This is a genomic window from Stenotrophomonas cyclobalanopsidis, assembly GCF_008710035.1.
Taxonomy (GTDB): Bacteria; Pseudomonadota; Gammaproteobacteria; order Xanthomonadales; family Xanthomonadaceae; genus Stenotrophomonas; species Stenotrophomonas cyclobalanopsidis.
The window spans coordinates 49,431-73,961 of record NZ_VYKI01000015.1; the positions used below are offsets into that span (position 1 = coordinate 49,431).

Below are 24,531 nucleotides of genomic sequence, written 5' to 3' on the forward strand. Positions count from 1 at the left end.
CTGCTTCTGGACAGTTCGTTGATCGCACACGCATCCCGCTCGTTGAGCATCATCGGTGCCGGCCTGGCCGGCTCCCTGCTGGCCATCCTGCTGTCCCGCCAGGGCTGGCGGATCACTCTGTACGAACGCCGCGGCGACCCGCGCGTGGCCGACTACGAAAGCGGCCGCTCGATCAACCTGGCACTGGCCGAACGCGGCCGCAATGCGCTGCGCCAGGCCGGCGTCGAAGACGAGGTGATGGCCCGCGCGGTGATGATGCGCGGGCGCATGGTGCACCCGCGCGAGGGCGAACCGCAGCTGCAGCGCTACGGGCGCGACGACAGCGAAGTGATCTGGTCGATCCACCGCAGCGGCCTGAACACCACGCTGCTGGAACTGGCCGAACAGGCTGGCGCCACCGTGCACTTCCACCGCCGCCTGCACACCGTCGATTTCGATGCCGGCTACGCGCGCTTCATCGATGACCGCGACGACAGCCCGCACGATATCCGTTTCGACACGTTGATCGGCGCCGACGGTGCCGGCTCGGCACTACGCGGTGCGATGAACCGGCGTGCGCCGCTGGGCGAGGACATCGCCTTCCTCGACCATTCCTACAAGGAACTGGAAATCCCGCCTGCGGCCGATGGCAGCTTCCGCATCGAGCGCAATGCGCTGCACATCTGGCCACGCGGCCACTACATGTGCATCGCCCTGCCCAACTACGAAGGCACCTTCACCGTCACGTTGTTCCTGCCGAACAAGGGCGATCCGAGTTTTGCCACGGTCAACACCGGTGCGCAGGCCGAGGCACTGTTCGCCCGCGAGTTCGCCGACACATTGCCGCTGATCCCGGACCTGCGCGCGGACTGGGAACAGCATCCGCCCGGCCTGCTCGGCACCCTCACCCTGGAGCGCTGGCACCAGGCCGGCCGCGCCGTGCTGATCGGCGATGCCGCGCACGCGATGGTGCCCTTCCACGGCCAGGGCATGAACTGCGCCTTCGAGGACTGCGTGGCACTGGCCCGCCACCTGCAGGAGGCCGACGACCTGGAAGGCGCCTTCGCCGCCTTCGAGGCCGAGCGCAAGCCGAACGCGCGCGCGATCCAGCAGATGGCGCTGGAGAACTACCTGGAAATGCGCGACCGCGTGGCCGACCCGTCCTTCCTGCTGCAGCGCAAGCTGGAACAGGAACTGCAGCGGCGCTGGCCGACGCGCTTCGTGCCGCACTACACCATGGTCACGTTCCTGCACACGCCGTATGCCGAAGCGTTGCGCCGCACGGACATCCAGCGCGACCTGCTGGTGGCGGCCACCGCCGGCCATGATTCACTGGACAACATCGACTGGGCCACGCTGGAAGCGCAGATCCACGCGCAGCTGCCGGTCCTGGAGGGCGCACACTGATGGCCGACAGCTTCCTGTTCTACGACCTCGAAACCTTCGGCCAGGACCCGCGCCGCACCCGCATCGCCCAGTTCGCGGCAATGCGCACCGATGCCGATCTCAACGTGATCGACACCCCGGTCAGTTTCTTCGTGCGCCCGGCCGATGACCTGGTGCCTTCGCCGATGGCGACCCTGGTGACCGGCATCACCCCGCAGCAGGCCATGGCCGAAGGCATCAGCGAAGCCGACGCCTTCGACCGCATCAACGAACAGCTGTCGCGGCCCGGCACCTGCGCGCTGGGCTACAACACCCTGCGCTTCGACGACGAGTTCATCCGCTACGGACTGTTCCGCAACTTCCACGATCCCTACGAGCGCGAGTGGCGCAACGGCAACTCGCGCTGGGACCTGCTGGACATGCTGCGGATGATGCGCGCCCTGCGCCCGGACGGCATCCAGTGGCCGCTGCGCGAGGATGGCGCCACCTCGTTCAAGCTGGAGCACCTGGCCGAGGCCAACGGCGTGCGCGAAGGCGATGCCCACGAAGCGCTGTCGGACGTGCGCGCCACCATCGGCATGGCGCGGCTGTTCAAGCAGTCGCAGCCGCGGCTGTGGGAGTACGCGCTGAAGCTGCGCGACAAGCGCTTCGTCGGCAGCCTGTTGGACGTGGCAGCGATGAAGCCGGTGCTGCACATTTCCATGCGCTACCCGGCCAGCCGCCTGTGCGCGGCGCCGGTGCTGCCGCTGGCCATCCACCCGACCATCAACAATCGGGTGATCGTGTTCGATCTGGAAGGCGAGATCGACGACCTGCTGGAGCTGCCGGCCGACGTGATCGCGCAGCGCCTGTACATGCGCGCCAGCGAACTGCCCGAGGGTGTGGCACGCGTGCCGCTGAAGGAAGTGCATCTGAACAAGGTGCCGGCGCTGGTGGCCTGGAACCACCTGCGCGCCGACGACCACGCCCGCCTGGGCCTGGACGTGGCGGCGATCGAGGCCAAGGCCGAGCGCCTGCGCGAGGTTGCCGCGCAGCTGGCCGAGAAGGCCCGGCAGGTCTTCAACCAGCCGCGGCCGGCCACGGTGTCCGACGTGGATGCCTCGCTGTATGACGGTTTCCTCGGCGCCGGCGACAAGCCGCTGCTTGCCCTGGTCCGCACCAGTGCGCCGCAGCAGCTGGCCGCGCTGGAGGGCCGCTTCCGCGACGCGCGCCTGCCCGAGCTGCTGTTCCGCTACCGCGCACGCAACCATCCCGACAGCCTCGCACCGGCTGAACGCGAGCGCTGGCAGGATTACCGCCGCCAGCGCCTGCTCGGCGAGAGCGGCCTGGGCGAACTGAACCTGCCCCAATACCAGCAGCAGATCGAGGCGCTGGCCGCCGAAGCGCCCGATGACGCGCGCCGGACGGGCCTGCTGCAGTCGCTGCGCGACTGGGGCCATCACCTGCAGGAGACGCTGTGAGCACGTATTTCTCCGACGCCAGTTTCAAGTTCCTGCGCAGCCTGGCGCGGCATAACGACAAGACCTGGTTCAATGACCATCGCCAGCAGTACGAAGACCATGTACGGCAGCCGTTCCTGCGCCTGCTGGGCGACCTGCAGCCGGCGCTGACCGAAGTCAGCGACCATTTCCGTTCAGACACGCGCGGCGTCGGCGGCTCGCTGTTCCGCATCCACCGCGATGCGCGTTTTTCCCACGACAAGTCGCCGTACAAGACCTGGCAGGGTGCGCGCCTGTTCCATGAGCGCCGCCGCGAAGTGGCTGCGCCCTCGTTCTACATCCATCTGCAGCCGGGCGAGAGTTTCGTTGGCGCCGGCCTGTGGCATCCGGAGCCGGACACGCAACGGCGCATCCGCCACTTCATCCTCGACAACCCGGGCAGCTGGAAGGCGGCCGCGCACGCGCCGGCCCTGCGCAAGCGCTTTGATTTCGAGCAGACCGAGAAACTGGTGCGGCCGCCGCGCGGCTTCCCCGCCGACTTCGAGTTCATCGACGACCTCAAGCACCGCAACTGGGTGATGTGGCGCTCGCTGGACGACAACACCATGACAGGCCCCCGGCTGCTGTCCACCCTGGGCAAGGATCTTGCCGCACTGGGCCCGTTCGTCGATTACCTCTGCGCCGCCCTGGACCTGGAATTCTGATGGTGCAGGCACTGCCCCTGGCCCGGCAGCGGCGCGTGCTCGGCCGCACCGGCCTGCAGGTGTCGCCGATCGGCCTGGGTTGTTCCGGCTTCTGGGGCCACCGCCGCTTCGCAGAAGGTGCTGCGGCCGCCGTGGTCGAGCATGCCCTGGCACAGGGCGTGAACCTGCTCGACACCGGCCACAACTATTCCGGCTTCCATGCCGAGCCGCGCCTGGGCCGCATCCTGCGCCCGCTGCTGGCGCGCTTTCCGCGTGAGTCCCTGGTGGTGTCCAGCAAGGGCGGCACGCTGACCGGCCAGGCCGGCATCAGCGGTGCCGAACAGCGTGATTTCTCCGCGGCGGCGATCACCGCCAGCTGCGAGGCATCGCTGCGCAACCTCGGGCTGGATTACCTGGACATCTACCAGCTGCATGGCGCCAGCGAGCACGACATCAACGATGAGCTGCTGGCCGCGCTGCAGCGCCTGCGCGAGCGCGGGCTGATCCGCCACACGGGCATCAATACCCATTCGGCCAGCACGCTGCGCTGGATGATCGAGCACCCCGAGGCCTTCGACGTGGTGCTGCTGGACTACAACGCCCTGCAGCAGGACCGCGAGCCGCTGATCGACCAGCTGCAGGCGGCGGGCATCGGCGTGCTGGCCGGGACCGTGCTCGCACAGGGCCACCTGCTGCCCGCCCGTCCGCGCCTGCCACGGCTGGCCGACGCCTGGTATCTCGCGCGCACCTGGCTGAAGCCGAGCAGCCGTGCCCTGATGCACAGCGCCCGCGCGATGCGCCGCGCGGTGGCCTCGGTACACAGCCAGCACCCGGCCCAGACCGCCTTTGCCTATGTGCTGCAGCACCCCGGCGTGGCCAGCGGCATCCTTGGCACCACCCGCGTGTCCAGCCTGGATCAGGTGCTGCGGACCCACGTGCAGGCGCTGCAGGGCGCCGAGCGGCAGCGGCTGGTGGCGGCCTTCGGCGATGGCAGCGGCTCGCCCAGTCACTGACGCTTAACCCGCGGCGCCCGCAGTTGCGGCAGTCTGGGTGCCATGAAGAAGCTCATCGGCATCCTGCTTGCCCTCGTCCTGGCCGTCGCGGCCTGGTGGTTCGGCGGCCCGTATCTGACCGTGCACGGCCTGTCCAAGGCGATCGAACAGCGCGATACCGCCAAGCTCGATCGCTACGTCGACTTCCCACGCGTGCGCAGCAGCCTGCGCGCCCAGCTCAACGACTATCTGGTGCGGCAGGCCGGGCCGGACGTGGCGGCCAGCCCGTTTGGCGCGCTGCTGTACGGGCTGGGTGACCAGCTGGGCAGCGCGGCGGTGGACACCATGGTCACGCCGACCGGCATCGGCGCGATGCTGCAGGGCCACGTACTGTGGAAGCGTGGCCGAAATGAACTGCAGGGCGGCGATGCGTTCGGCGCGACTGAACCGGCACGGCCGTTGAAGAACGCCGGGCATCATTTCGAAGCGCTGGACCGTTTCGTGGTGGACGTCGAGCGCGGCCCCGGCGAGCCGCCGATGAGGGTGGTGCTGGAACCGCAGGGCCTGCGCTGGAAGGTGGTGGACCTGCAGCTGGGGATGTCGGGCAGCCCGTAACCCATGCCGCTGCGCTCGCCGGGCATGGCCCGGCGCTACCGCCGCCTCGTGCCCCGCTCTGGTAGACGCCCACCTTGGTGGGCGCGGCTGCGCCGCGATGCCAACCAAGGTTGGCAACTACCGAAGCTTCGTGCCCCGCTCTGGTAGACGCCCACCTTGGTGGGCGCGGCTGCACCGCGATGCCAACCAAGGTTGGCAACTACCTAAGCTTCGTGCCCCGCTCTGGTAGACGCCCACCTTGGTGGGCGCGGCTGCGCCGCGATGCCAACCAAGGTCGGCAACTACCGAAGCTTCATGCCCCGCTCTTGTAGACGCCCACCTTGGTGGGCGCGGCTGCGCCGCGATGCCAACCAAGGTCGGCAACTACCTAAGCTTCGTGCCCCGCTCTGGTAGACGCCCACCTTGGTGGGCGCGGCTGCGCCGCGATGCCAACCAAGGTTGGCACCTACCGGGCTCAGCCCTCGTTGGCGACGCCGTGCGGGACGTGGCCGGCGGCCACGTGTTCGCGGGCGCTGTCGATGTTGTGCTGCGAATCGTCGAAGAAGATATCCGCGCCGAAAGCCTGCAGGAACGGGCCCTTGTGCCGCCCACCGAGGAACAGAGCCTCGTCCAGGCGTACGCCCCACTCGCGCAGGGTACGGATCACCCGCTCGTGCGCCGGCGCCGACCGCGCGGTCACCAGCGCGGTGCGGATCGGTGCGCTGTCGCCGACCGGGAACACTTCCTGCAACGTATGCAGGGCCGACAGGAAGCCGCGGAACGGACCGCCACTGAGCGGCTCGCGAGCGCGCTCACGTTCGTGGCGGCCGAAGGCTTCAACCCCCTGCTCGCGCGAAATCCGCTCGCTCTCGTCACCGAAGATCACCGCGTCGCCATCGAAGGCGATGCGCAGCTGTCCGGCCGGGCGCGTGATATCGATCTGGTCGGCGGCAGCCGCCGCGGTTTCACCCGGCGGCTTGGGCAGGATGGTCGCCGCCGCGATGCCATGGCGCAGCGCACTGCGCACCGATTCGGGGTTGGCCGACAGGAACAGGTCGGTGCCGAACGGCTTCACGTAGGGCCAGGTCGGCTCACCGGCGGTGAAGGTCGCGCGGATGATGCCCAGTCCGTAATGCTGGATGGAGTTGAAAATGCGCAGGCCGGTGTCGGCCGAGTTTCGCGACAGCAGGATCACCTCGACCCGCGGGTCCTCCGGGCTGGCACCCTGGTTCAGCGCCAGCAGCTTGCGCACCACCGGGAACGCCACGCCCGGGCCGAGGATGTCGTCCTCATGCTGGCGCTGGTACTCGGCGTACGCCGCCACGCCATCGCTCTCGAACAGCGCATGGCTTTCTTCCAGATCGAACAGCGCGCGCGAGGTCACCGCGACGGTCAGCAGACGAGGGGAGTTGTCGCCCATCGGTGGAGGTCCTTCAAGCGATCGGCGGGGGCCGGCAGCGTATTGTCGTCAAAAAACGAACTGTTCGCTCAGGATCCGGTCTTCCAGGTTGTGCTCCGGGTCAAACAGCAGGGTGACCCGGTGCTCCTTCGACTCGCGGATGGTCACTTCCACCACGTCGCGGGTCTCGTGCGAATCGGCGGTGACGCTGAGCGGGCGCTTGTAGGGGTCGAGCACGCGGAAGCGCACTTCCGTGTCGGCCTTGAGGATGGCACCACGCCAGCGCCGCGGCCGGTACGGGGCCAACGGCGTCAGCGCGATGGTGTGCGAGCCCAGCGGCAGCACGGGCCCGTGCGCCGAATAGTTGTAGGCGGTGCTGCCGGCCGGGGTGGCCACCAGCACGCCATCGCCGATCAGCTCGGCCACCCGCTCCTGGCCGTTGAGATCAATGCCGATGTGCGCCGCCTGGCGGGTCTGCCGCAGCAGCGAAACATCGTTGTAGGCCAACGAACCGGTGCTCGCACCAGATTCGGTCAGCGCCACCATTTCCAGCGGCCGCAGGTTGGCCGGCTCGGCACGGGCGATGCGCGCGACCACGTCATCGTCGGCGCGGTACTGGTTCATCAGGAAGCCGACGGTGCCCAGTTTCATGCCGAACACCGGCTTGCCCAGCCGGCCGTGCCGGTGCAGCGTCTGCAGCATGAAGCCGTCGCCGCCCAGCGGGCACAACACGTCGGCCTGGTCGGGCGCGTGGTCGCCGTAGCGGGAAACCATCGCCGCGCGGGCCATCTGTGCCGCTTCGGTGGTACTGGCCAGGAAAGCGATGCGGGGGGTGTCGCTCATCGGTGGATCCGGGGGGAAGGCATGAGGGAGAGCATAACCGAGCGCCGTTGCGCTCGCCGAGCGTGGCCCGGCGCTGCCTGGAACCCCGCGCCCCGGTAGCGCCGGGCCATGCCCGGCGAACGGCAGACCCCCAACGCAGAACGGCCCCGCTTTCGCGGGGCCGCTCCGATTCACGCTTACCGGTCGAGGCCCGGCGTTACATCAGTTACGCACCATGCGCGGCCAGCTGGCCCAGGCGCTGCACCGCGACCGAAACGGTCGGGTAGTCCAGGGTCTTCTGCTCGGCCAGTTCGGCCAGCATCGACAGGGTGAAGCGCAGGCTGCTGTCGTCACGACCGATCCAGCTGGCGACCTTGGCTTCAGCGCTGTTGCCCTTGGTGCCCAGCACCTGGCCGGCCAGGTTGCGGTGGTGCGCGGCCAGTTCGTCACGCAGCACGCCACGAGCCACCGCGTGCCAGCGGCCGTTGACCTCCAGCGCGTCGATCTGCTCGAACAGCCACGGCAGCTGCAGGGCATCGCCCAGGCGGAAGTGGATCTTGGACACGTCCACCGGCTTCAGCTTGCGGGTGCGGGCCAGTTCGATGATGTCGAACGCAGGCTCCAGGAAGTGCAGTTCGGCCAGCTGCTGGGCCAGCGCGGACGGCAGGCCCTTTTCCTTCCACTCGGCCACCAGGGCCTCGTAGGTCGGACGCTGCGAATCCGGCAGCACGCCCGAAGCAACGCGGATGTCGTTGAACGGGCCCTGGTAGCGGTTGACCGCCTCGGTGATGCCCGGCATCGGGCCCGGGCGCGACAGCAGCCAGCGCACGAACGAACGCTGCAGCTTCCAGATCACTTCCAGTGCGTCGATCTGCACCGACTCCGGCAGGGTGCCGTCGAGGGCGTCGATCTGTGCCCACAGCGCGCGGGCATCCAGCGTTTCACGGCTGATGGTGTACGCCTTGGCGACCTCGGCGATGGTGCGGCCGGTGTCTTCCTGCATGCGCATCAGGAAGGTGGCGCCCATGCGGTTGATGGTCTGGTTGGTCACGGCCGTGGCGATGATTTCGCGCTTCAGGCGGTGACGCTCCATCGCGTCGGCGTACTTCTTCTGCAGCGGCGTCGGGAAGTAGCGCTGCAGTTCCTTGGACAGGTACGGATCTTCCGGGATGTCCGACTCCAGCAGCTGGGCGAACGCCACCAGCTTGGAATAGGACAGCAGCACCGACAGTTCCGGACGGGTCAGGCCCTGGCCACGTGCCTTGCGCTGCGACAGCTCGGCATCGGACGGCAGGAACTCGATCTGGCGGTCGAGCAGGCCCTGCTGTTCCAGGGTGCGGATGAAGTGCTGCTTGGAACCCAGGCGCTTGACCGCCATCCGCTCCATCAGGCTCAGGGCCTGGTTCTGGCGGTAGTTGTCATTGAGCACCAGGTCGGCGACCTCGTCGGTCATCGACGCGAGCAGCGTGTTGCGCTGCTCGACAGTCAGCTTCTTGGCGCGCACCACATCGTTGAGCAGGATCTTGATGTTGACTTCGTGGTCGGAGGTGTCCACACCGGCCGAGTTGTCGATGAAGTCGGTGTTGAGCAGCACGCCGGCCTGGGCGGCTTCGATGCGGCCCAGCTGGGTCATGCCCAGGTTGCCGCCCTCGCCCACCACCTTGCAGCGCAGCTCGCCACCGTTCACGCGCAGGGCGTTGTTGGCGCGGTCGCCGACATCGCTGTGCTGCTCGCTGGCGGCCTTGACGTAGGTACCGATGCCACCGTTCCACAGCAGGTCGACCGGCGCCTTCAGGATCGCGCTCATCAGGTCGTTCGGCGAGAGTGCCTTGACGTTCTCGTCCAGGCCCAGCGCTTCACGCACCTGCGGGGTGATCTCGATCGACTTCAGGGTGCGCGGGAAGATGCCGCCGCCCTTGCTGATCAGCTTGGCATCGTAGTCCGCCCAGCTCGAACGCGGCACGGTGAACATGCGCTCACGCTCGACGAACGAGGTGGCCGCATCCGGGTTCGGATCCAGGAAGATGTGGCGGTGGTCGAACGCAGCAACCAGGCGGATGTGGCGCGACAGCAGCATGCCGTTGCCGAACACGTCGCCGGACATGTCGCCGACGCCAACCGCGGTGAAGTCCTGGCTCTGGCTGTCACGGCCCAGCGCACGGAAGTGGCGCTTGACCGATTCCCACGCACCACGGGCGGTGATGCCCATGCCCTTGTGGTCGTAACCGACCGAGCCACCGGAAGCGAACGCATCGCCCATCCAGAAGCCGTGCGCGATGGCCAGGCCATTGGCGATGTCGGAGAAGGTCGCGGTGCCCTTGTCGGCCGCCACCACCAGGTACGGGTCGTCCATGTCGTGGCGCACGACATCCACCGGCGGCACGATCTTGTTGTTGACGATGTTGTCGGTGATGTCCAGCAGGCCCTGGATGAACAGCTTGTAGCAGGCCACGCCGTTGGCGAACACCGCATCGCGGTCACCGTTCACCGGCGGGGTCTTGGCGAAGAAGCCGCCCTTCGCGCCGACCGGCACGATGACGGTGTTCTTGACCATCTGCGCCTTGACCAGGCCCAGCACCTCGGTGCGGAAGTCTTCGCGGCGGTCCGACCAGCGCAGGCCACCACGGGCGACTGCACCGAAGCGCAGGTGGGTACCTTCCACGCGCGGGCCGTAGACGAAGATTTCGCGGTACGGACGCGGCTTCGGCAGGTCCGGCACCAGGGCCGAATCGAACTTGAAGCTGATGACATGGCCATGCTGGCCGTTGGCATCGGTCTGGTAGTAGCTGGTACGCAGGGTCGCGTCGATCACGCCCATGAACGAGCGCAGGATGCGGTCCTCGTCCAGGCTGGACACGCGGTCCATCAGCTTCAGCAGCGCTTCGCGCGCGGCCTGCATCTGCGCATCGCGGTCGCCCTTGCGCGCATCGACCACGGTCTTGAGCACCTTCAGGGTGGCATCGTCGGCGGCAGCCAGCACATCGAAGTGGGCCTTCAGCTGGGCCTGGCCGGCCGCGATGTCGTCCTTGCTCTCATGGCCGGTGGCCGGATCGAAGCGGGCTTCGAACAGTTCCACCAGCAGGCGGGCCAGCAGCGGGTAGCGCGAGAAGGTGCCTTCCACGTACGCCTGCGAGAACGGCACGCCGGTCTGCAGCAGGTACTTGCAGTAGCCACGCAGCATGGCGACCTGGCGCCAGTGCAGGCCGGCGGCCAGCACCAGGCGGTTGAAGCCATCGTTCTCGGCATCGCCGTGCCACACGCGGGCGAAGGTCTCGCCGAAGGCTTCATCGACGCGGCCGGCGTCGATGGCACCGGCGGTCGATTCGACCTCGAAGTCCTGCACGTACACCGGGGCGTTGTCGACCGACAGGCGGTACGGACGCTCGGCGATCACGCGAAGGCCCATGTTTTCCATCATCGGCAGAGCGTCCGACAGCGGGATGTCATCCAGCTGGCGGTACAGCTTCAGGCGCAGGCCATCGCCGCTTTCGCGGGGCACGGCCTGCAGGCTCAGGCGCAGGTCGTCCGGACCGGTCAGGGCATCAAGCTGGCTGACATCGTTGGCGGCAACGGCGGTGCTGTTGTCTTCGATGTAGCCGGCCGGCAGCGCCTTGCCGATGCGGGCAGCGATGCGCAGGCCTTCGGTCTCGCCATGGCGGGTGACCAGCGCTTCGCGCAGGTCGTCCTGCCAGTTGCGCAGCACCTGGGCCAGCTTCTGCTCCAGTTCGGCGGTATCAACGTCGAGCATTTCGCCCGGCTTCGGGCGCACGATCAGGTGCACCTGGGCCAGCGGCGATTCGCCCAGCACCACCGAGCTGTCCACGTACTCACCGTGCAGCGCTTCCTTCAGCATCGCCTCGATGCGCAGGCGCACGTCGGTGTTGAAGCGCTCGCGCGGCAGGTAGACCAGCGCGGAAATGAAGCGGCTGTACTTGTCGCGGCGCAGGAACAGGCGGCTGCGCACGCGCTCCTGCAGGCCCAGCACGCCCATGGCGGTGCGGAACAGTTCGTCCTCGCTGGACTGGAACAGTTCTTCGCGCGGCAGGGTTTCCAGGATGTGGCGCAGGGCCTTGCCGCTGTGGCTGGCCGGGGCCAGGCCGGACTGCTTCATCACGTATTCGTGGCGCTGGCGCACCAGCGGGATTTCCCACGGGCGACGGTTGTAGGCGCTGGAGGTGAACAGGCCCAGGAAGCGCTGTTCGCCGATGATCCTGCCCTTGGCGTCGAATTCCAGCACGCCGATGTAGTCCATGTAGCCGGCGCGGTGCACGCGCGAGCGGGCATTGGTCTTGGTCAGGATCAGCGCGTCCTTCAGCCCGGACGTGGTGTTCAGGCCCTGCGCGGCCAGGGTCTTGACCGGACGTGCGGCGGACTTGTCCTTGCCGCGCATCAGGCCCAGGCCGGTGTCGTTCAGCGGCGCCAGCACATCTTCCTTGCCCTGCTTCTCCACGCGGTATTCGCGGTAGCCGAAGAAGGTGAAGTGGTTGTCGGCGGCCCAGCGCAGGAACTGCTGCGCTTCGGCACGCGAGGCATCGTCGACCGGCAGCGTGCGGCTGCCCAGGTCGTCGGCCAGCGCCAGTGCCTTGTCCTTCATTGGCTGCCAGTCACGCACGATGGCGCGCACTTCATCCAGCGCCTTGTTGATGGCCTGCTCGATGGCGGCCATGGCTTCGGCCGGCTGGCGGTCGATCTCCATCAACATCACCGACTCGGCATCGCCCTCGCCGACCTTGGCCAGCTTGCCGGCCTTGTCGCGGGTGAAGCGCAGCACCGGGTGGCCCAGCACGTGCACGCCCACGCCCTGCTCGGCCAGCGACATGGTCACGGTGTCGACCAGGAACGGCATGTCGTCGTTGATGATCTGCAGCACGGTGTGCGGCGATTCCCAGCCATTGGCCTTGGCGGTGGGGTTGAACACGCGCACGTTGGCCTTGCCGGCCTTGCGTGCACGGGCGAACTCCAAGGTGTCTGCCGCCAGCGCCGCCCACTCTTCAGCGGTGTGGTGCGGGAACTCGTCCGACTCCATGCGCTTGTAGAACGCGGCGGCGAATGCCACTGCCTCGGCCTGCGCGGCCGCGGGGTAACGCTTGCGCAAGGCCGTGTACACCGGCTCCAGGGAGAAACCAGCGGTCACTGCGACCTCCGACTCAGCTGGCTTGGTTTTGTTTTTCACGGTCTTGGCTGCGGTTTTTTGCGGTTTCATGGCAGAGCGAGGCGCTTGCTCAGTTGGGAAAATGAAATTGTAGCCCTGTTGCAGGAAAAGGCCTTGCTGCAGGACGGAATAATGAAATGCCGGGTTTGCTGCGGTTTAGACGCCTATTCAGTTCGCACGGGTATGGCGTCCACCACCGGCATAGCGTTACCGACAGGATCGGCAAACCGTGTTACCGGAACAAGCACGTGTAGCGCCCGGTATCAGGACGGACAGGACTATCGGCACGATTCCACAATCCTGAACTGGACGGTATAGTCCACCGCGTGAACCCGGCCTACCTCCCCGCTGCCCTGGATGCGCGCGATCAGCGTGTGTTCGATGCCGTGCGCGAACTGCTGGCCCATCAGGGCATGCAGATCAGCATGGATGCGGTGGCCCAGCATGCCGGCTGCTCCAAGCAGACGCTCTATTCGCGCTACGGCAGCAAGCAGGATCTGCTGCGGCGGGTGATGCAGCGCCACGTCGGCCACGCCACCGGGGCCATGGTCCGTGCACTCCGCACTGACGACCTGCGTGCCAGCCTGCTGCAGTTCGCCACCGACTTCCTGGAGCATTTCAACCAGCCGCACGTGGGACAGGCCTGCCGGGTGATTGCCGCGGATGCGGCGCAGTTTCCCGAAGAGGCCCGTACGCTGTACCGGCATGGTGCCGGCGCATTGACGCTTCATCTTGCTGAATGGCTTGAAACCGTTTGCATGCATGGCCAGCTCCGGCATGACGACCCGCACTTCATGGCCGAACTGCTGCTGAGCATGATCGCCGGTCAGGATTTCGACAAACAGCGTTTCCATACGTCCCATCGCGATGACGCGCAGCTGCGTCGGCGCTGGGCAGAATTCTCGGTCGACAGCTTCCTGCGCGCGTTCGCGCCAACGCCGTCGCCGGCCCCCACTACAAACCAACCCCGGAGTTCCTCCTGATGACCGCCCCACTCCGCACCCTTGCCTTGACGTGCGCCGTTGCTGTCGCGCTGGCCGCCTGCAAGAAGCCGGAACAGCAGACGCCCCCGCCGCCGGAGGTGGGCGTGATCGACGCCAAGCCGCAGACCCTGCCGCTGCAGCGTGAGCTGGTCGGCCGCCTGTCGCCGTTCCGCAGCGCCGACGTGCGCGCGCGCGTGCCGGGCGTGCTGCTCAAGCGCGTCTACCAGGAAGGCAGCGAGGTCAAGCAGGGCCAGACCCTGTTCCTGATCGATCCGGCGCCGCTGCGCGCCAGCCTCAACGCGTCCGAAGCGCAGCTGGCCTCGGCCCGCGCGACCTATGCCAACGCCAAGGTCGCCGCCGACCGTGCCCGCTCGCTGGCGCCGCAGCAGTACGTGTCCAAGTCCGACCTGGACAGCGCCGAAGCCGCCGAGCGCACCGCGCTGGCCGCGGTGAAGCAGGCCGAAGCCTCGGTCACCTCCTCGCGCATCAGCCTCGGCTATGCCGAAGTGACCTCGCCGATCAGTGGCGTGGCCAACAAGCAGCAGGTCACCGAAGGTGCCCTGGTCGGCCAGGGTGACGTGACCCTGCTGACCACCGTGGACCAGCTGGACCCGCTGTACGTGAACTTCTCGCTGAGCGTGGACGAACTGAGCCAGCTGCGTGCGCAGCAGGCGCGTGGCGCCCTGGCCCTGTCCGGCGACGGCAAGGCCACCGTCAACGTCAAGCTGTCCGACGGCACCGCCTACGGCGAAGCCGGCACGCTGGACTTTTCCTCGACCACGGTCGACCCGGCAACCGGCGCGGTCTCGCTGCGCGCGGTGCTGCCGAACCCGCAGAAGATCCTGCTGCCGGGTGCCTTCGTCAGCTTCCAGGCCAACCTGGGCGAGCGCAACAACGCCTTCCTGATTCCGCAGCAGGCCCTGCAGCGTGACAGCGCCGGCGGCTTCGTGATGGTGGTCGGCGCCGACGGCAAGGTCGTGCGCAAGAACGTGAAGACCGAAGGCGCGCAGGGTGGCAACTGGATGGTCAGCGATGGCCTGGCCGCCGGTGACAAGGTCGTGGTGGCCGGCGTGCAGAAGGTCAAGGAAGGGGCGCCGGCCACGGCCAAGCCCTGGACCCCGGGCCAGGATGCCAACGGCCAGCCCGCCGCCGGCGGTGCAGCCCCGGCTGCCGCCGCTGCGGGCGGTGCCGACAAGGCGCCGGCCACGCCCGAGGCGGCCGACAAGGCCGAGCCGGCCGCCACTGAATCGAACAAGCAGTAACGGGAACCTTCCGTCATGCCTAAATTTTTCATCGAACATCCAGTCTTCGCCTGGGTGGTTGCGATCCTGATCTCGCTCAGCGGCGTGATCGCGATCCTCAACCTCGGCGTCGAGTCCTATCCCAACATTGCCCCGCCGCAGGTGACCGTCTCGGCCACCTACCCCGGCGCCAGCGCGGACACCACTGAAAAATCGGTTACCCAGGTGATCGAGCAGCAGCTGACCGGTATCGATCACCTGCTGTACTTCAGCTCGTCCTCGTCTTCCAACGGCCGCGCGCAGATCACCCTGACCTTCGAGACCGGTACCGATCCGGACATCGCCCAGGTGCAGGTGCAGAACAAGGTGTCGCTGGCCACGCCGCGACTGCCTTCGGAAGTGACCCAGCAGGGCGTGGTGGTGGCCAAGGCCAACGCCGGCTTCCTGATGGTGGTGGGCCTGCGTTCGGATACCGGCACGATCAGCCGTGACGCCCTGAACGACATCGTCGGTTCGCGCGTGCTCGATCAGGTCTCGCGTATCCCCGGCGTCGGCAGCACCCAGCAGTTCGGTTCCGAGTACGCCATGAACATCTGGCTGAACCCGGAAAAGATGCAGGGCTACGGCCTGTCGGCCAGCGAAGTGCTGGCTGCCGTGCGCGCGCAGAACGTGCAGTTCGCCGCCGGTTCGCTGGGTTCGGATCCCTCGCCGGACGGCCACTTCACCGCCACCGTCTCGGCCGAAGGCCGCTTCAGCTCGCCTGAAGAGTTCGAGAACATCATCCTGCGGGCCAATGCCAACGGCTCGCGCGTGCTGCTCAAGGACATCGCCCGCGTCGCCTTCGGTGCCAACAACTACGGCTTCGATACCCAGTACAACGGCCAGGCCGCCGGTGCCTTCGCCATCCAGCTGCTGCCGGGCGCCAACGCCCTGAACGTGGCCGATGCCGTGCGCGCCAAGATGGACGAGCTGCAGCCGAGCTTCCCGGCCGGCGTCAGCTGGTTCTCGCCGTACGACAGCACCACCTTCGTCAAGATCTCCATCGAGGAAGTGGTCAAGACGCTGTTCGAAGCGGTGTTGCTGGTGTTCCTGGTGATGCTGATCTTCCTGCAGAACTTCCGCGCGACGATCATCCCCACCCTGGTCATTCCGGTGGCCCTGCTCGGTACCTTCCTGGGCATGTGGCTGATCGGCTTCACCATCAACCAGCTGACCCTGTTCGCGATGGTGCTGGCGATCGGCATCGTGGTCGATGACGCGATCGTGGTGATCGAGAACGTCGAACGCATCATGACCGAGGAAGGCCTGGCGCCGAAGCCGGCCACGCAGAAGGCGATGACCCAGATCACCGGCGCGGTGGTGGCGATCACCGTCGTGCTGGCCGCGGTGTTCATCCCCTCGGCCCTGCAGGGCGGTGCGGCCGGTGAGATCTACAAGCAGTTCGCGCTGACCATCGCCATCTCGATGGCGTTCTCCGCGTTCCTGGCGCTGGGCTTCACCCCGGCCCTGTGCGCGACGTTCCTGAAGCCGACCCACAACGACAACCCGAACATCGTCTACCGTACCTTCAACAAGTACTACGACAAGATCAGCGGGACCTACGTCGGCCACATCACCTCGGCGGTGAAGCATGCGCCGCGCTGGATGATCCTGGCGGTGGTGCTGACCGCGCTGTGCGGCTTCCTGTTCACCCGCATGCCGGGCAGCTTCCTGCCTGAAGAAGACCAGGGCTACGCACTGGCCATCGTGCAGCTGCCGCCGGGTTCGACCAAGGGCCAGACCAACGAAGTCTTCTCGCAGATGCGCGGCATCCTGAAGAACCAGGAAGGCTATGAAGGCCTGATGCAGATCGCTGGCTTCAGCTTCGTCGGTTCGGGCGAGAACGTCGGCATGGGCTTCATCCGCCTCAAGCCGTGGGCCGACCGCAAGGTCACCGTGCCCGAGTTCATCCAGAACATGAACGGCGCGTTCTACGGCATCAAGGAAGCACAGATCTTCGTGGTCAACCTGCCGACCGTGCAGGGCCTGGGCCAGTTCGGCGGCTTCGACATGTGGCTGCAGGACCGTGGTGGCCAGGGCTACGAACAGCTGACGCAGGCGCGCAACACCCTGCTGGGCAGGGCCGCGCAGGAAAGCGACAAACTGGCCGGTGTCCGCCCGAACGGCCTGGAAAACGCTCCGCAGCTGGCGCTGCATGTCGACCGCGTGCAGGCGCAGTCGATGGGCATGTCGGTATCAGACGTGTACAGCACCATCCAGCTGATGCTGGCCCCGGTGTACGTCAACGACTTCTTCTACCAGGGCCGCATCAAGCGCGTGACCATGCAGGCCGACGCACCGTACCGCACTGGCCAGGAATCGCTGAAGAGCTTCTACAGCCCCTCCAGCCTGACCACCAATGCTGATGGCACCAATGCCATGATCCCATTGAGCACGGTGGTCAAATCGGAATGGGTGTCGGCACCGCCGTCGCTGAGCCGCTACAACGGCTACTCGGCCATCAACATCGTCGGCTCGCAGGCACCGGGCAAGAGCTCGGGTGAAGCGATGACGGCGATGGAAGACATCGTCACCAACGACCTGCCGGCCGGCTACGGCTATGACTGGTCGGGCATGTCCTACCAGGAAATCCTGGCAGGCAACGCCGCGACGCTGCTGCTGGTGCTGTCGGTGGTAGTGGTGTTCCTCTGCCTGGCCGCACTTTATGAAAGCTGGTCGATCCCGGTGGCGGTGCTGCTGGTGGTGCCGCTGGGCGTGCTGGGTGCCATCGGCCTGTCGATGATGCGTGGCCTGCCCAACGACATCTTCTTCAAGATCGGCATGATCACGGTGATCGGTCTGGCCGCGAAGAACGCGATCCTGATCGTGGAGTTCGCGGTTGAACAGCGTGCCGCAGGCAAGACCCTGCGCGATGCCACCATCGAAGCGGCCCGCCTGCGTTTCCGCCCGATCCTGATGACCTCGTTCGCGTTCATCATGGGCGTGATCCCGATGGCCATCTCCACCGGCGCCGGCGCCAACTCCCGCCACGCCATCGGTACCGGCGTGATCGGCGGCATGCTGTTCGCCACCCTGCTGGGCCTGCTGATGATCCCCGTGTTCTTCGTGGTCGTACGCCGCATGCTGGGCGACAAGCTGGATGAACCCTCCAAGGAGTTCATGGAACGCCAGCGCGACGCGGAAGCCGCACACCGTCCGGATCGTTGATCCGGCGGTAGGCTGAAATGAAAGGCCCCGGAGCGATTCGGGGCCTTTTTTGTTGCAGGTTTCTGTAGAGCCGAGCCCACGCTCGGTTGCTTTTAACCGAGCCGAGCATCGGCTCGGCTCTACAGGAAGCTCAAACTCCTCAGCGCAGCAGCGCGATCACCGCGCACACCACCACGATCACCAGCGCAACCCACTGCATCGGCACGAAGAAGAAATGATGCGGCGCCGCTTCGCCCTTCTGTCGCGGCGTGCGGTTCAGCCACAGGCCCATCAGCACGTTCACGCCGGCACCGATTCCACCACCCAGCAGCACCTGCTGCAGCGGGATGTTGCCCTTCGGGCCTTCGTGCGGGAAGAAGTACGCCAGCAGCAGGATCACCGCGATCGGTGTCACCAGCGTCATGAATCCCCAACCGCGATAGATCATCGTGCAGCTCCGTGCAAAGAGGGGCTGCATTGTAGCGGGGCTTTTGCGCGCGATCGCTTTCTGTAGAGCCGAGCCCATGCTCGGCTCTTGTACCGGAGCCGAGCATGGGCTCGGCTCTACAGAGATCCAATGCCACTGCGCATCCACATGCGGCGGCGCGTCCGCTTGAACTCAGCGCAGGCCCGTCTCGTTGCGGGCAATCACCAGGCGCTGGATTTCCGAGGTGCCTTCGTAGATCTCGGTGATCTTGGCATCACGGAAGTAACGCTCCAGCGGCATTTCCTTGGAATAGCCCATGCCACCGTGGATCTGCACGGCCTGATGGGTGATCCACATCGCGGCTTCCGAGGCAGTCAGCTTGGCAATGGCCGCTTCGTTGCTGAAGCGCTTGCCTTCGCCCTTCACCCACGCCGCGCGCAGGGTCAGCAGCAGCGCTGCATCCAGCTTGCACTTCATGTCGGCAATCTTCGCCTGGGTCATTTGGAAGGTGCCGATGGCGGCGCCGAAGGCCTTGCGGTCTTTCACGTATTCCAGGGTCGCTTCATAGGCGGCACGGGCGATGCCGATGGCCTGCGAGGCGATGCCGATGCGGCCGGCGTCAAGCACGCCCATGGCGATCTTGAAGCCCTCGCCTTCCTGGCCAAGCACGTCGTCGGCCTGGGCCACGTAGTCGTTGAACTCGATCTCGCAGGTGGCCGAGGCACGAATGCCCAGCTTCGGCTCGGTCTTGCCGCGGCCGAAGCCGGCGTTGTCGGTGTCGATCAGGAAGGCGGTGATGCCGCGCGCGCCCTTGTCCGGCTCGCTCATCGCGAACAGCACGATGTACCTGGCCACCGGGCCGGAGGTGATCCAGCTCTTCTTGCCGTTGATGACATAGGTGCCGTCGGCCTGCTTGACCGCGCGGCAGCGCATGGCCGTGGCATCCGAACCGGACTGCGGCTCGGTCAGGGCGAACGCACCGATGGCCTCGCCTTCGGCGATCGCGCGCACGTACTTCTGCTTCTGCGCCTCGCTGCCATGGGTCAGGATGCCGTTGCAGAACAGCGAATTGTTGACCGACATGATGGTCGAGTGCGCCGCGTCACCGGCGGCGACTTCCACCATCGCCAGCACGTAGGCCACCGGGTCCATGCCCGCGCCGCCGTATTCGGTCGGCACTTCGATGCCCATCAGGCCGTTTTCGCCCAGCAGCCGGATGTTTTCAAGCGGGAATTCGCCGGTGCGGTCATGGTGCTCCGCGCTCGGGGCGATCTTCTCCTGCGCGATGCGCCGCGCCACGTCCTGCAGCATCAACTGCTCTTCAGTAAAGCTGAAATCCACAACACCCTCCCAGGTACATGATGATAGGGGCCACGCACAGCGCGACCAAGTGGCTCGATTGTACCGGGGCCGGGCAACGGCGGCTGACTTGGAGGGTGTTGCGGCTTGACCGGAACCGCTGCCGTCGGCGAATATATCTCTATATCGCGATAGGTAGATATTTATGGATCTGGAAGACTGGTCGACCCGCCTGAAGGTGTTCGCCGACGCCACCCGCGTGCGCCTGCTGGCGCTGCTGGAACAGGAAGAGCTGACCGTGGCCGAGCTGTCGGCGATCACCCGGTTGGCGCAGCCGCGGGTGTCGACCCACCTGGCGCGCCTGAAGGAAGCTGGCCTGGTCCGCGACCGCCGTGCCGGCGTGTCGGCCTATTACCGCTTCGACGATGCCCAGCTGGACCCGGCGCAGCGCGCATTGTGGCATGCCTTGAGCAACGGAAGCGATGACCCGCTGCTGCGCCAGGATGCTGAACGCGTCGCTGCGGTGATGGCCAGCCGCGCCGCCGACCAGAACTGGGCCGACAGCGTCGCCGGCGACATGGAGCGCCACTACTCGCCGGGACGCACCTGGGAAGCCCTGGCGCGCACCGCGCTGCCGCTGCTGGAAACCGGCGACGTGCTCGACATCGCCTCCGGTGACGGCGTGCTGGCCGAACTGGTGGCACCGCACGCCAGCCGCTACGTCTGCATCGACACCAGCGCGCGCGTGGTGGCCGCCGCCAGCGAGCGCCTGCGCCGCCTGCCCAACGTGGAGGTGCGCGAGGGCGACATGCACGCCCTGCCCTTCAAGGACGGCAGCTTCGACCTGGTGGTGCTGATGCACGCCCTGACCTACGCCAGCAAGCCGGCGCAGGCCGTGGCCGAATCTGCGCGCGTGCTGCGCCCGGGCGGCCGCCTGCTGCTGTGCAGCCTGGCCCGCCACGAGCACAAGGCCGCGGTGGAAGCCTATGGCCACGTCAACCTCGGCTTCAGCGACAAGGAGCTGCGCAGGTTCGTCGACAAGGCCGGCCTGCAGGTCTCCAGCCTGGAAACCGTGACCCGCGAAAAACGCCCGCCGCATTTCGAAGTCATCTCGCTGATCGCCAACAAGCCCTGAGGTCGCCGTGTCCGCCCTGCCCTGGCTGCATCCCGAACGTGCCCATGCCCTGCTTGCCGCACTGCGCGAGCGCATCCTGATCATCGACGGTGCGATGGGCACGATGATCCAGCGCCATGACCTGCAGGAAGACGATTACCGCGGCCAGCGTTTCGCCGGCGGCTACGACCACGACCATGGCCCCGGTTGCGACCATGCCGCGCCGGGAGGCTACGACCTGAAGGGCAACAACGACCTGCTGCTCCTCACCCGGCCGCAGGTCATTGGTGACATCCACACCGCCTACCTGCAGGCCGGCGCGGACTTGGTGGAAACCAACACGTTCAACGCGACCTCGGTCAGCCAGGCCGACTACCACCTCGAACACCTGGTGTACGAGCTGAACAAGGCCGGCGCCGCCGTTGCCCGTGCCTGCTGCGATGCCGTCCAAGCGACCACGCCGGACAAGCCGCGCTTCGTCATCGGCGTGATCGGGCCGACCAGCCGCACCGCCTCGATCAGCCCCGACGTGAACGATCCCGGCTTCCGCAACACCAGTTTCGACGAGTTGCGCGACACCTACCGCGAAGCCATCGAAGGCCTGATCGATGGTGGCGCCGACACCCTGATGGTCGAGACCATCTTCGACACGCTCAACGCCAAGGCCGCGCTGTATGCGCTGGAAGAGGCCTTCGATGCGCGCGGCGCGCGCCTGCCGGTGATGATCTCCGGCACCATCACCGACGCCTCCGGCCGCACCCTGTCGGGGCAGACCGCCGATGCCTTCCATGCCTCGCTGGCCCACGCGCGCCCGCTGTCGATCGGCCTGAACTGCGCGCTGGGCGCCGATGCCATGCGCCCGCACGTGGAAACCCTGTCCCAGGTGGCCGACTGCCATGTCAGCGCGCACCCCAATGCCGGCCTGCCCAATGCCTTCGGCGAGTACGACGAGACGCCCGGGGAAATGGCCGCCACCCTGCGCGGCTTTGCCGAGGATGGCCTGCTGAACCTGGTGGGTGGCTGCTGCGGCTCCACGCCGGACCACATCCGCGCCATCGCCGAGGCCGTGGCCGGCCTGCCGCCGCGCGCCCTGCCCGGCGCACAGGAGCAGCAGGCCGCATGAGCACTTCGCCCTATACCCGCCTGTCCGGCCTGGAACCGCTGGTCATCACCCCGGACCTGCTGTTCGTCAACGTCGGTGAACGCACCAACGTCACCGGCAGCGCGCAGTTCCGCAAGCTCATCAAGGAAGGCCGCTACGAGGAAGCGGTGGACGTCGCGCGCCAGCAGGTGGCCAGCGGTGCGCAGATCCTCGACGTCAACATGGACGAGGGCCTGATCGATTCGGAAGCGGCGATGACCCGTTACCTCAACCTGATCATGTCCGAGCCGGACATCGCGCGCATCCCGGTGATGGTCGATTCCTCCAAGTGGAGCGTGATCGAGGCCGGCCTGAAGTGCCTGCAGGGCAAGAGCGTGGTCAATTCGATCTCGCTGAAGGAAGGCGAGGCGCTGTTCCGCGAACACGCGCGGAAGGTGCTGCGCTATGGCGCGGCAGCCGTGGTGATGGCCTTCGACGAGGCCGGCCAGGCGGATACCTGCGCGCGCAAGGTCGAGATATGCACGCGCGCCTACCGCATCCTGGTCGATGAGATCGGCTTCCCGCCGCAGGACATCATCTTCGATCCGAACATCTTCGCCGTCGCCACCGGCATCGAAGAACACGACAACTACGCGGTCGATTTCATCGAAGCGACCCGCATCATCAAGCAGACCCTGCCGCACTGCCACGTGTCCGGCGGCGTCTCCAACGTCTCGTTCTCGTTCCGCGGCAATGAAACGGTGCGCCAGGCCATCCATTCGGTGTTCCTGTACCACGCCATCGCCGCCGGCATGGACATGGGCATCGTCAACGCCGGCGCAATGCCGATCTACGACGAGCTGGAGCCGGAACTGCGCGAGCGCGTGGAGGACGTGATCCTCAACCGCCGCAGCGATTCGACCGAGCGCCTGCTGGAGATCGCCGAGCGCTACAAGGGCAAGAAAGGCGCTGCCAGGACCGAAGACCTGGCCTGGCGCGAAAAGCCGGTGGCGCAGCGCCTGGCGCATGCGCTGGTGCACGGCCTGGATGCCTTCGTGGAAGAGGACACCGAGCTGGCCCGACAGGCGTCCAGCCGCCCGCTGGACGTGATCGAAGGGCCGCTGATGGACGGCATGAACGTGGTCGGCGACCTGTTCGGTGCCGGCAAGATGTTCCTGCCGCAGGTGGTGAAATCCGCGCGCGTGATGAAGAAGGCCGTGGCCTACCTGCTGCCCTACATTGAAGCCGAGAAGGCGCGCAGCGGCGACACCGCCCGCAGCAACGGCAAGATCATCATGGCCACGGTGAAAGGCGATGTGCACGACATCGGCAAGAACATCGTCGGCGTGGTCCTGGCCTGTAACAACTTCGCGGTGGTCGACCTCGGCGTGATGGTGCCGGCGCAGAAGATCCTCGATGCGGCGCGCGAACACAATGCGGACCTGATCGGCCTGTCCGGGCTGATCACCCCCTCGCTGGAGGAAATGAGCCACGTCGCCCGCGAGATGGAGCGCCAGGGTTTCGACCTGCCGCTGCTGATCGGCGGTGCGACCACCTCGCGCGCGCATACCGCGCTGAAGATCGACCCGCATTACAAGGCGCCCACGGTGTGGGTGAAGGATGCCTCGCGCGCGGTCGGCGTGGCCCAGTCATTGATCTCGCGCGACCTGCGCGAGGCCTTCGTCGCCGCCAACGAAGCCGACTACGCCGAGATCCGCGCGCGCCACCGCAACCGTGGCGATGCCAAGCGCCTGGTCTCGCTGGAACACGCACGCGGGCAGAAGTTCCAGGGCGAGTGGGCGAACTACACCCCGCCGGCGCCGAAGCAGCCAGGCCTGCACGTGTTCGATGATTACCCGCTGGCTGAACTGGTCGACTACATCGACTGGACGCCGTTCTTCCAGGCCTGGGAACTGGCCGGCAAGTACCCGGCGATCCTCACCGATGAGATCGTCGGCAGCCAGGCCAGCGAGCTGTACCGCGACGCCCGCGCGATGCTCGACCGCATCGTCGGCGAGAAGTGGCTGCAGGCCAAGGCCGTGTTCGGCCTGTGGCCGGCCAACAGCGTCGGCGACGACGTGCGCGTGCAGCACCCGGACGGCGAGACGACCCTGCACTTCCTCCGCCAGCAGGTGGACAAGCCGGCCGAGCGCCCCGACTTCTGCCTGGCCGACTTCATCGCCCCGGCCGACAGTGGCCAACAGGACTGGATCGGCGCCTTCGCGGTGACCGCCGGCATCGGCATCGACGCCCACGTCGCGCGCTTCGAGGCCGACCATGACGACTATAACGCGATCCTGCTGAAGGCCTTGGCCGATCGTTTCGCCGAAGCACTGGCCGAGCGCCTGCACCAGCGCGTACGCACGGAATTCTGGGGTTACGACCACGCCGAGACGCTGGACAACGAGGCACTGATCGACGAGCAGTACCGCGGCATCCGCCCGGCCCCGGGCTACCCGGCCTGCCCCGAGCACAGCGAGAAACGCCGCCTGTTCGATCTGCTGCAGGCCGAAGCGAACGCCAGCATGGAGCTCACCGAGAGCTTCGCGATGCTGCCTACCGCTGCGGTGTCGGGCTACTACTTCAGCCACCCGCAGAGCCAGTACTTCGTGGTCGGCCGCCTCAGCCGCGAACAGGTGAGCGACTACGCGCGCCGCAAGGGCGTCGACCGCGCCCAGGCCGAGCGCTGGCTGGCCTCCAACCTCGACTACGACCCCGAATGAGGCGGTGGCGCCGGGCCACGCCCGGCGTATC

The 24,531-nt window shown here is 66.9% G+C and carries 16 protein-coding genes; 11 read left to right on the forward strand and 5 right to left on the reverse strand.

Annotated elements, in window-relative coordinates; genetic code table 11:
- Positions 1-18: 18 nt before the first annotated feature.
- Genes FJU31_RS12585 through FJU31_RS12605 form a run of 5 tightly spaced genes read left to right on the forward strand, consistent with a single transcriptional unit; the run spans position 19 to position 5,094 of the window.
- Positions 19-1,386 (forward strand): FAD-dependent oxidoreductase, encoded by a 1,368-nt coding sequence (locus tag FJU31_RS12585; protein WP_150455048.1) that lies wholly within the window; start codon positions 19-21, stop codon positions 1,384-1,386.
- The gene (sbcB, locus tag FJU31_RS12590; protein WP_150455049.1) at positions 1,386-2,825 is read left to right on the forward strand and encodes an exodeoxyribonuclease I; all 1,440 of its coding nucleotides are present in this window, start codon (positions 1,386-1,388) and stop codon (positions 2,823-2,825) included. Before FJU31_RS12585 ends, sbcB begins: the two co-directional genes overlap by 1 nt.
- A complete protein-coding gene (locus FJU31_RS12595; RefSeq protein ID WP_150455050.1) occupies positions 2,822-3,508 on the forward strand; it encodes a DUF2461 domain-containing protein in 687 nt (228 codons plus the stop codon). Before sbcB ends, FJU31_RS12595 begins: the two co-directional genes overlap by 4 nt.
- Complete coding sequence (locus tag FJU31_RS12600) at positions 3,508-4,500, forward strand: aldo/keto reductase (protein ID WP_150455051.1); 993 nt, start codon at positions 3,508-3,510, stop codon at positions 4,498-4,500. Before FJU31_RS12595 ends, FJU31_RS12600 begins: the two co-directional genes overlap by 1 nt.
- Before the next feature lie 42 nt (positions 4,501-4,542).
- Entirely contained in the window at positions 4,543-5,094 is a 552-nt protein-coding gene (locus FJU31_RS12605) for a DUF2939 domain-containing protein (RefSeq protein ID WP_150455052.1), read from the forward strand.
- A gap of 454 nt (positions 5,095-5,548) precedes the next feature.
- On the opposite strand, the gene FJU31_RS12610 is transcribed toward FJU31_RS12605, so the two are convergent.
- The 3 genes from FJU31_RS12610 to FJU31_RS12620 all read right to left on the reverse strand — a co-directional run bounded on the left by FJU31_RS12610 (position 5,549) and on the right by FJU31_RS12620 (position 12,497).
- Positions 5,549-6,493 (reverse strand): 5'-nucleotidase, encoded by a 945-nt coding sequence (locus FJU31_RS12610; protein WP_150455053.1) that lies wholly within the window; start codon positions 6,491-6,493, stop codon positions 5,549-5,551.
- A 48-nt stretch (positions 6,494-6,541) separates the two neighbouring features.
- Entirely contained in the window at positions 6,542-7,315 is a 774-nt protein-coding gene (locus FJU31_RS12615; RefSeq protein ID WP_150455054.1) for an NAD kinase, read from the reverse strand.
- A gap of 205 nt (positions 7,316-7,520) precedes the next feature.
- Positions 7,521-12,497 carry an NAD-glutamate dehydrogenase gene (locus FJU31_RS12620; protein WP_150455055.1) on the reverse strand — a complete coding sequence of 1,659 codons (4,977 nt, stop codon included), beginning with the start codon at positions 12,495-12,497 and terminating at the stop codon, positions 7,521-7,523.
- A gap of 275 nt (positions 12,498-12,772) precedes the next feature.
- On the opposite strand from FJU31_RS12620, the gene FJU31_RS12625 reads away from it, so the two are divergent.
- From FJU31_RS12625 to FJU31_RS12635, 3 genes are read left to right on the forward strand one after another with little or no spacing between them, the layout of a single operon-like run.
- The gene (locus FJU31_RS12625; protein ID WP_150455056.1) at positions 12,773-13,429 is read left to right on the forward strand and encodes a TetR/AcrR family transcriptional regulator; all 657 of its coding nucleotides are present in this window, start codon (positions 12,773-12,775) and stop codon (positions 13,427-13,429) included.
- Entirely contained in the window at positions 13,429-14,691 is a 1,263-nt protein-coding gene (locus FJU31_RS12630) for an efflux RND transporter periplasmic adaptor subunit (protein ID WP_150455057.1), read from the forward strand. Before FJU31_RS12625 ends, FJU31_RS12630 begins: the two co-directional genes overlap by 1 nt.
- Positions 14,692-14,706: 15 nt before the next feature.
- Positions 14,707-17,877, forward strand: a complete 3,171-nt coding sequence (locus tag FJU31_RS12635) for a multidrug efflux RND transporter permease subunit (protein WP_150455058.1) — start codon at positions 14,707-14,709, stop codon at positions 17,875-17,877.
- A 139-nt stretch (positions 17,878-18,016) separates the two neighbouring features.
- Here the strand turns inward: FJU31_RS12635 and FJU31_RS12640 are convergent, their stop codons facing one another.
- Both FJU31_RS12640 and FJU31_RS12645 read right to left on the reverse strand, forming a co-directional pair.
- On the reverse strand, positions 18,017-18,304 hold the full coding sequence (locus FJU31_RS12640) for a hypothetical protein (RefSeq protein ID WP_150455059.1): 288 nt from the start codon (positions 18,302-18,304) through the stop codon (positions 18,017-18,019).
- Positions 18,305-18,475: 171 nt separating this feature from the next.
- The gene (locus FJU31_RS12645) at positions 18,476-19,624 is read right to left on the reverse strand and encodes an acyl-CoA dehydrogenase family protein (RefSeq protein WP_150455060.1); all 1,149 of its coding nucleotides are present in this window, start codon (positions 19,622-19,624) and stop codon (positions 18,476-18,478) included.
- 163 nt (positions 19,625-19,787) lie between these two features.
- Here FJU31_RS12645 and FJU31_RS12650 point away from each other — a divergent pair, with 163 nt between their 5' ends.
- From FJU31_RS12650 to metH, 3 genes are read left to right on the forward strand one after another with little or no spacing between them, the layout of a single operon-like run.
- Positions 19,788-20,717 (forward strand): ArsR/SmtB family transcription factor, encoded by a 930-nt coding sequence (locus tag FJU31_RS12650; RefSeq protein WP_108769275.1) that lies wholly within the window; start codon positions 19,788-19,790, stop codon positions 20,715-20,717.
- 7 nt (positions 20,718-20,724) lie between these two features.
- Positions 20,725-21,819: a homocysteine S-methyltransferase family protein gene (locus tag FJU31_RS12655; RefSeq protein WP_150455061.1), complete on the forward strand. Its 1,095-nt coding sequence runs from the start codon at positions 20,725-20,727 to the stop codon at positions 21,817-21,819.
- On the forward strand, positions 21,816-24,500 hold the full coding sequence (gene metH / locus FJU31_RS12660) for a methionine synthase (protein WP_150455062.1): 2,685 nt from the start codon (positions 21,816-21,818) through the stop codon (positions 24,498-24,500). The genes FJU31_RS12655 and metH overlap by 4 nt, the downstream gene beginning before the upstream one ends.
- Positions 24,501-24,531: the final 31 nt, after the last annotated feature.

Excerpts from the sequence above, each read along its gene's own strand:
- sbcB (WP_150455049.1), top strand. The coding sequence starts at position 1,386 with ATGGCCGACAGCTTCCTGTTCTACGACCTCGAAACCTTCGGCCAGGAC.
- FJU31_RS12600 (WP_150455051.1), top strand. The coding sequence starts at position 3,508 with ATGGTGCAGGCACTGCCCCTGGCCCGGCAGCGGCGCGTGCTCGGCCGC.
- FJU31_RS12605 (WP_150455052.1), top strand. The coding sequence starts at position 4,543 with ATGAAGAAGCTCATCGGCATCCTGCTTGCCCTCGTCCTGGCCGTCGCG.
- FJU31_RS12610 (WP_150455053.1), bottom strand. The coding sequence starts at position 6,493 with ATGGGCGACAACTCCCCTCGTCTGCTGACCGTCGCGGTGACCTCGCGC.
- FJU31_RS12615 (WP_150455054.1), bottom strand. The coding sequence starts at position 7,315 with ATGAGCGACACCCCCCGCATCGCTTTCCTGGCCAGTACCACCGAAGCG.
- FJU31_RS12620 (WP_150455055.1), bottom strand. The coding sequence starts at position 12,497 with ATGAAACCGCAAAAAACCGCAGCCAAGACCGTGAAAAACAAAACCAAG.
- FJU31_RS12630 (WP_150455057.1), top strand. The coding sequence starts at position 13,429 with ATGACCGCCCCACTCCGCACCCTTGCCTTGACGTGCGCCGTTGCTGTC.
- FJU31_RS12635 (WP_150455058.1), top strand. The coding sequence starts at position 14,707 with ATGCCTAAATTTTTCATCGAACATCCAGTCTTCGCCTGGGTGGTTGCG.
- FJU31_RS12640 (WP_150455059.1), bottom strand. The coding sequence starts at position 18,304 with ATGATCTATCGCGGTTGGGGATTCATGACGCTGGTGACACCGATCGCG.
- FJU31_RS12650 (WP_108769275.1), top strand. The coding sequence starts at position 19,788 with ATGGATCTGGAAGACTGGTCGACCCGCCTGAAGGTGTTCGCCGACGCC.
- metH (WP_150455062.1), top strand. The coding sequence starts at position 21,816 with ATGAGCACTTCGCCCTATACCCGCCTGTCCGGCCTGGAACCGCTGGTC.